Source organism: Roseburia inulinivorans DSM 16841 (assembly GCF_000174195.1).
Taxonomy (GTDB): domain Bacteria; phylum Bacillota; class Clostridia; order Lachnospirales; family Lachnospiraceae; genus Roseburia; species Roseburia inulinivorans.
This window is the reverse complement of sequence record NZ_ACFY01000155.1, coordinates 1-5308: the sequence shown is the minus strand read 5'-3', so window position 1 is coordinate 5308 and position 5308 is coordinate 1. Positions and strand designations below refer to the sequence as shown.

Genomic DNA, 5308 nt, shown 5'->3' with positions numbered 1-5308 from the left:
GTGTGTTTCGGAGAAACTGTACGGAACAGTTCCTCTGGAAACGATATTATTTATGTTCTTTTTTGTATTTGGATACCAGTTTCTGGATTCTGTCATATGGGTTTAACAGATCGCTGATGGATGAATCATGATTTAAAGTATCAATGATGTAAGCGATGTATTTACTCATATCACAGTTAATGTAGTATGGTCTGGAAAGAAGTTCCGGTGTCTGGTAAGTGAGGTTTGTGGTAACTACTTTGTAAATAGTACCATCTTCCACTGCCTTGTCGAAACGTTCAAGACCGTTGGTGAAGAGACCAAATGTCGAAACAACGAAGATACGGTTTGCCTTTCTCTTCTTTAACTCTGTTGCAACGTCGATCATACTCTCACCGGAGGAGATCATATCATCGATAATGATAACATCTTTTCCCTCTACAGAAGTTCCTAAGAACTCATGGGCAACGATCGGGTTACGGCCGTCTACGATCTTGCTGTAATCACGACGTTTGTAGAACATACCCATATCGACACCAAGTACGTTTGCAAGGTAAACAGCACGGTTTGTACCACCTTCGTCCGGGGAGATGATCATTAAATGGTCATTGTCGAGTTTTAAGTCATCACAGTTCTTTAAGATACCTTTGATGAACTGGTAAGCCGGCTGAACAGTCTCAAATCCTTTGAGAGGGATCGCGTTCTGGACACGAGGATCATGAGCATCAAAAGTGATGATATTGTCAACACCCATAGCAGTCAGTTCCTGTAATGCAAGTGCACAGTCTAAGGACTCACGTGCAGTACGTTTGTGCTGACGGCTTTCATATAAGAAAGGAATGATTGCTGTGATACGTCTTGCTTTACCGCCGACAGCAGCAATAATACGTTTGAGATCAGCGTAATGGTCATCTGGGGACATGTGGTTTTCGTGACCGGATACAGAGTAAGTGAGGCTGTAGTTGGTTACGTCTACCATCAGATAAAGATCATATCCACGGACAGATTCTTTGATCACACCTTTGGCTTCACCTGTTCCAAAACGAGGTACAGATGTGGAGATGATGTAAGAGTCACGGTGGTATCCTTTGAATGCAGCTTCATTCTTATGTGCATGTTCTCTTTTCTCTCTCCAGCCTACTAAGTACTGGTCAACTTTGGCACCTAATTCTTCACAGCTTTTTAAGGGAATTAAGCCGAGGGCGCCGTCTGGCATGGTTTCTAGAATTCTTTCATCGTTTGGCATGAGTGGTTTTCCTCCATAAAAATTAAACATTAACAATTTATTTCAATAGATGCTGGATAAGGGGATATCCAGAGCATCTAGTGAATACGTTTTTTCAAGCGGATATCATCACCGAACAGTTTGATGATGGTATAGCTGTTGGATATTCTTGAAAGTACACGTTCTGAATAAATATCGGCAACCTGGTTCATATTCAGGTTGGTGGAAATGATCGTGGACTTCTGTCTTAAGATACGTTCATTTAAACACAGAAACAGCTGCGATGTGGTAAAAGAGTTTGAAAGCTCCGTACCGAGATCATCAATGATGAGCAGATCGCAGTCAAAAATATTCTGGTGTGTGGCGATGGCATCTGCATCTTTTTCAAACACACCTTTGCTTAATATATCAAATAATTGGAACGCCGTAAAGTAGATTACGGAATGTCCTGAATCTAATAATTCTTTTGCAATGCAGTTTGAGAGAAACGTCTTCCCAATTCCGGTATCTCCAAAAAAGTAAAGATTAGCAAAAGTGGTATCAAACTGATCTACAAATTCATGGCATCTTGCAACCGCGGCTTTGGCAGTGGCAAGGGATGTAAGTCCTGTCGCAGGGTTGATGTTGGAATCTGAATAATAATCCAGAGACAGCGTACTGAAATTCTCCCTTGCAAGAATGTCCTTAATATTGGACTGGGTATAGATCAGATCGATCGCCTGCTGTTTGAAGCAGTGGCATGGTTTACCATCGATATAGCCTGTATCTTTACAGTCCGGACACTCATAAACCGGCTCGAAATAGTTTCCCGGGAGAGAGAGTTCTTTCATGAGAGCTTTCTTTCTTGTGCGGAGATTTTTCAGTTCCGCTTTTAATTCGGTGAGAGCAGAACTGTCCCCATCTAAGAGACGTCTTGCGGATGCCACGGAAATCTCCGCAATAGAGGCATCTAATGCCTTCAGTTCCGGGGAACGTTCATAGGCAGCTTTTGTGCGCTCTTCTAACTGATGTTGTGCTTTTAGCTGTTTTGCGTCGTAAGAACGAAAAATTTCGTCATACTGCGAATTATTCAATGCCATTGGATTCTCCCTGTTGTCCTGTAAGATAAGGATACTGCATCATCTAGTGCTGTGCAGAAGTTGTGAGCAGCATTTTTTCCAGCTGATCGTAATCGTAGGAACGCTGTTCAAAATTATTAAAACGGTTTTTCGGCTGGGATGTCTGTGCGGTGTTTGGAACCGCAGTTTTTTTCTTCTTCTGGTGAGCTTCATCCAGTCTTGCAATATCTTCCAAAGTGCTTACGTGATTCTTCTTCCAGCTGGTCAGAATAGAGTCAATATATTCAAACTTTGGCTGATGTATCGCCTGTATGGTGCGTTCACAGGCAGTCGTGATGACCTCAGATGAAAATCCATAGTCAGACCGCCACTTATCAATATAGGCTGTCTCTGCCGGAACAAGGGAACGTCCATTGATTCCCAGTGCCTTCATAACGGAAAAATAAAGCTGGCTGTGAAGACCGGCAGTCAGCTTTGCCTGTTCTACAGTTGTAATGTGATTATCAGCCCAGGCAAGGGCAACCTTTTCTATGTAGCGGATACTGGTGTGTCCTTTGCTCACGCAGTACTCCACCAGATACTCAATGAGATCTGTGGAAAAACCAAGACCGTCGTACCAGTATAAAATGCTGTTCATATCCGTTGGGGTTAAAATACGTCCCAGGTAACGCTCAGCAATAAATAAAAGTTCTGCCACAGATTCCTGTTTGCGGAACATGGAGATATCCTCAGCAGAGTAGTTCTTCGGTTCCGGAACTGATGGCTTCAAAGAAGATTCTTCCGGGGATACGGCTGCGGAATATTCAGAAGAAGCAGTTTCCTGTGTGGATACTGTCACAGGGTCTTCGTTCTCAGATGGTCTGCGCTTGGTGTCCAAAAAACAGACACCGGTCAGATTCTCACTGGAGTCATATTCCAGACGGAGCAGATGCATACGCTCCCAGTAACTTAAAGCACGCTTAATGTCCTTTTCGGTATGTTCGAATTTATCTGCCATGGCAGAAATGGAAAACGCAGCATCCGGCGCGTTTAACTGCCGTAACAGATAAAGATATATTTTTACAAACTCTCCATTGGCATCAGACATATATTCATCAATGAAAATATTCGATACACTGGTGGCAGAGGTCTGACTGTCACTATGAAGTGTTATATTTGCCATTGTGTTCCTTCCTTTCATACAAAGCTGGATGGAATATCCTATCCATCAGCTCGTCCCAAATTATAGCACAGGAATGTAAAAAAGAGAAGAAAAAAATTGCCCACAAACCCAGTAAAATCAAGGGTTTTCAAAAGTGTGGATAATGTGGATAAAAAAGAGTTCCAGGAAAACCTCATTTTGTGAAAAACGTATGAAAGTGAGGAAATACAAGGACTCACAGCTTTTTGACATAAAAATGTGGATAACTTTATGTAAACAAAAAAATCCACATTCAAAAGTTGAAGTTTTCCCCAATTGAATGTGGATAATGTGGATAAGTTATCTGCCAAGCAGGTGTTCGCCAACATTTACAATGTCTCCGGCGCCCATAGTTATCAACAAATCACCGTTTATACAATTTTTTAATAAAAAGTTTTCAATTTCTGTAAAGGAAGGAAAATAATGGACATCCGTGCCTTTTTCCTTTAATTTTGCTTCGATATCTCTGGAACTGATGCCGAAAGTATTCTTTTCGCGGGCTGCATAAATATCAGCTAATACCACAACATCTGCCATGGAGAGAACCTCTGCAAAATCATTTAAAAATGCCTTTGTTCTGGAGTAAGTATGTGGCTGGAATACAAGCACCAGACGTTTGTGTGGATATTTTTTCGCCGCGGTCAACGTAGCGCGGATCTCTGTCGGATGATGTGCATAATCATCAATGACCGTGACGCCATCTACGCATCCTTTATACTGGAAACGTCTGTCTGCACCGCCGAAAGCAGAAAGGCCTGCAAGAATGTCTTCTTTTGAGATCTTTAAGTCAAGGGCAAGCGCAATGGCAGCGAGTGCATTCGAAACATTGTGCAGTCCGGGTACATTCAGGGCGACATCCATGACTTTCTCGCCGTGGTACATGGCAGTGAAGTTTGCACATGCTTTTTCGTTAAAGGTGATATCAGCAGGATAAAAATCGCAGGCATCACTCATACCGTAGGTAATGACCTGTGGAGCGAGTCCCTCTACGATCTCCTGATAGTTCTCAATTTCGCCGTTGATGATAATGGCACCATTTTCTTTTGTATTTTTTGCAAATAAGTGGAAAGAATTGCGGATATCATGAATATCTTTAAAGAAGTCAAGATGTTCCGCTTCTATATTTAAAATAATGCTGTATTTTGGACGGAAATTCAAAAAGCTGTTTGTATATTCACAGGCCTCGGAGATAAATACGTCAGATTTTCCGACGCGGAGATTTCCATCGATCGCTTTTAAGATACCGCCGACTGTGATGGTTGGATCTTTTTTAGCGGCGAGCAGAATCTGGGAGATCATGGAAGTTGTGGTTGTTTTTCCATGGGTACCGGATACTGCGATGGAATTCTGATAGTTATCCATAATCTGACCGAGCAGTTCTGCGCGGCTTAACATCGGAATACCTTTTTCTTTTGCAGCGGCAAATTCCGGGTTATCTTCACGGATCGCTGCGGTGTACACGATAAGATCGATACCTTCTATAATATTGGAAGCTTTCTGACCATAGAAAATCTGCATTCCCATATGCTCTAAGTGTCTGGTGAGTTCAGATTCTTTGGAGTCAGAACCGGAAATCGTAAAATGTTCCTCAAAAAGAATCTCAGCGAGACCGCTCATGCTGATTCCGCCGATTCCGATAAAGTGAATGTGTATTGGTTCCTGAAAATTAATTTTATACATATTATGGATACCTGCCTGTTTTTTCGTTGATTGTTGATGAAAAAGTTTATGAAAAACTTCCTCATTTTATAACAAGGCGTTGTATAACGCCTGAAACAGTTACATTATAACCATATATCAGGAATTTGCAAATTCTTTTCGGACAATTCCATGTTAGCTATTTTGACGAAAAAAACAGGACAAACA

Annotated in this window: 4 protein-coding genes; all 4 read right to left on the bottom strand. The window is 41.8% G+C overall.

Annotated features, from left to right (window positions below; genetic code table 11):
- Positions 1 to 46 precede the first annotated feature (46 nt).
- A complete protein-coding gene (locus ROSEINA2194_RS16520) occupies positions 47 to 1225 on the bottom strand; it encodes a ribose-phosphate pyrophosphokinase (RefSeq protein WP_044928624.1) in 1179 nt (392 codons plus the stop codon).
- Positions 1226 to 1302: 77 nt separating this feature from the next.
- Entirely contained in the window at positions 1303 to 2283 is a 981-nt protein-coding gene (locus ROSEINA2194_RS16515; protein WP_009860809.1) for an ATP-binding protein, read from the bottom strand.
- Between the two features lie 43 nt (positions 2284 to 2326).
- Positions 2327 to 3424 carry a DnaD domain protein gene (locus ROSEINA2194_RS16510; RefSeq protein ID WP_044928621.1) on the bottom strand — a complete coding sequence of 366 codons (1098 nt, stop codon included), beginning with the start codon at positions 3422 to 3424 and terminating at the stop codon, positions 2327 to 2329.
- Between the two features lie 318 nt (positions 3425 to 3742).
- A complete protein-coding gene (murC, locus tag ROSEINA2194_RS16505; protein WP_009860806.1) occupies positions 3743 to 5122 on the bottom strand; it encodes a UDP-N-acetylmuramate--L-alanine ligase in 1380 nt (459 codons plus the stop codon).
- Between the last annotated feature and the right edge of the window lie 186 nt (positions 5123 to 5308).

Excerpts from the sequence above, each read along its gene's own strand:
- ROSEINA2194_RS16520 (WP_044928624.1), bottom strand. The coding sequence starts at position 1,225 with ATGCCAAACGATGAAAGAATTCTAGAAACCATGCCAGACGGCGCCCTC.
- ROSEINA2194_RS16515 (WP_009860809.1), bottom strand. The coding sequence starts at position 2,283 with ATGGCATTGAATAATTCGCAGTATGACGAAATTTTTCGTTCTTACGAC.
- ROSEINA2194_RS16510 (WP_044928621.1), bottom strand. The coding sequence starts at position 3,424 with ATGGCAAATATAACACTTCATAGTGACAGTCAGACCTCTGCCACCAGT.
- murC (WP_009860806.1), bottom strand. The coding sequence starts at position 5,122 with ATGTATAAAATTAATTTTCAGGAACCAATACACATTCACTTTATCGGA.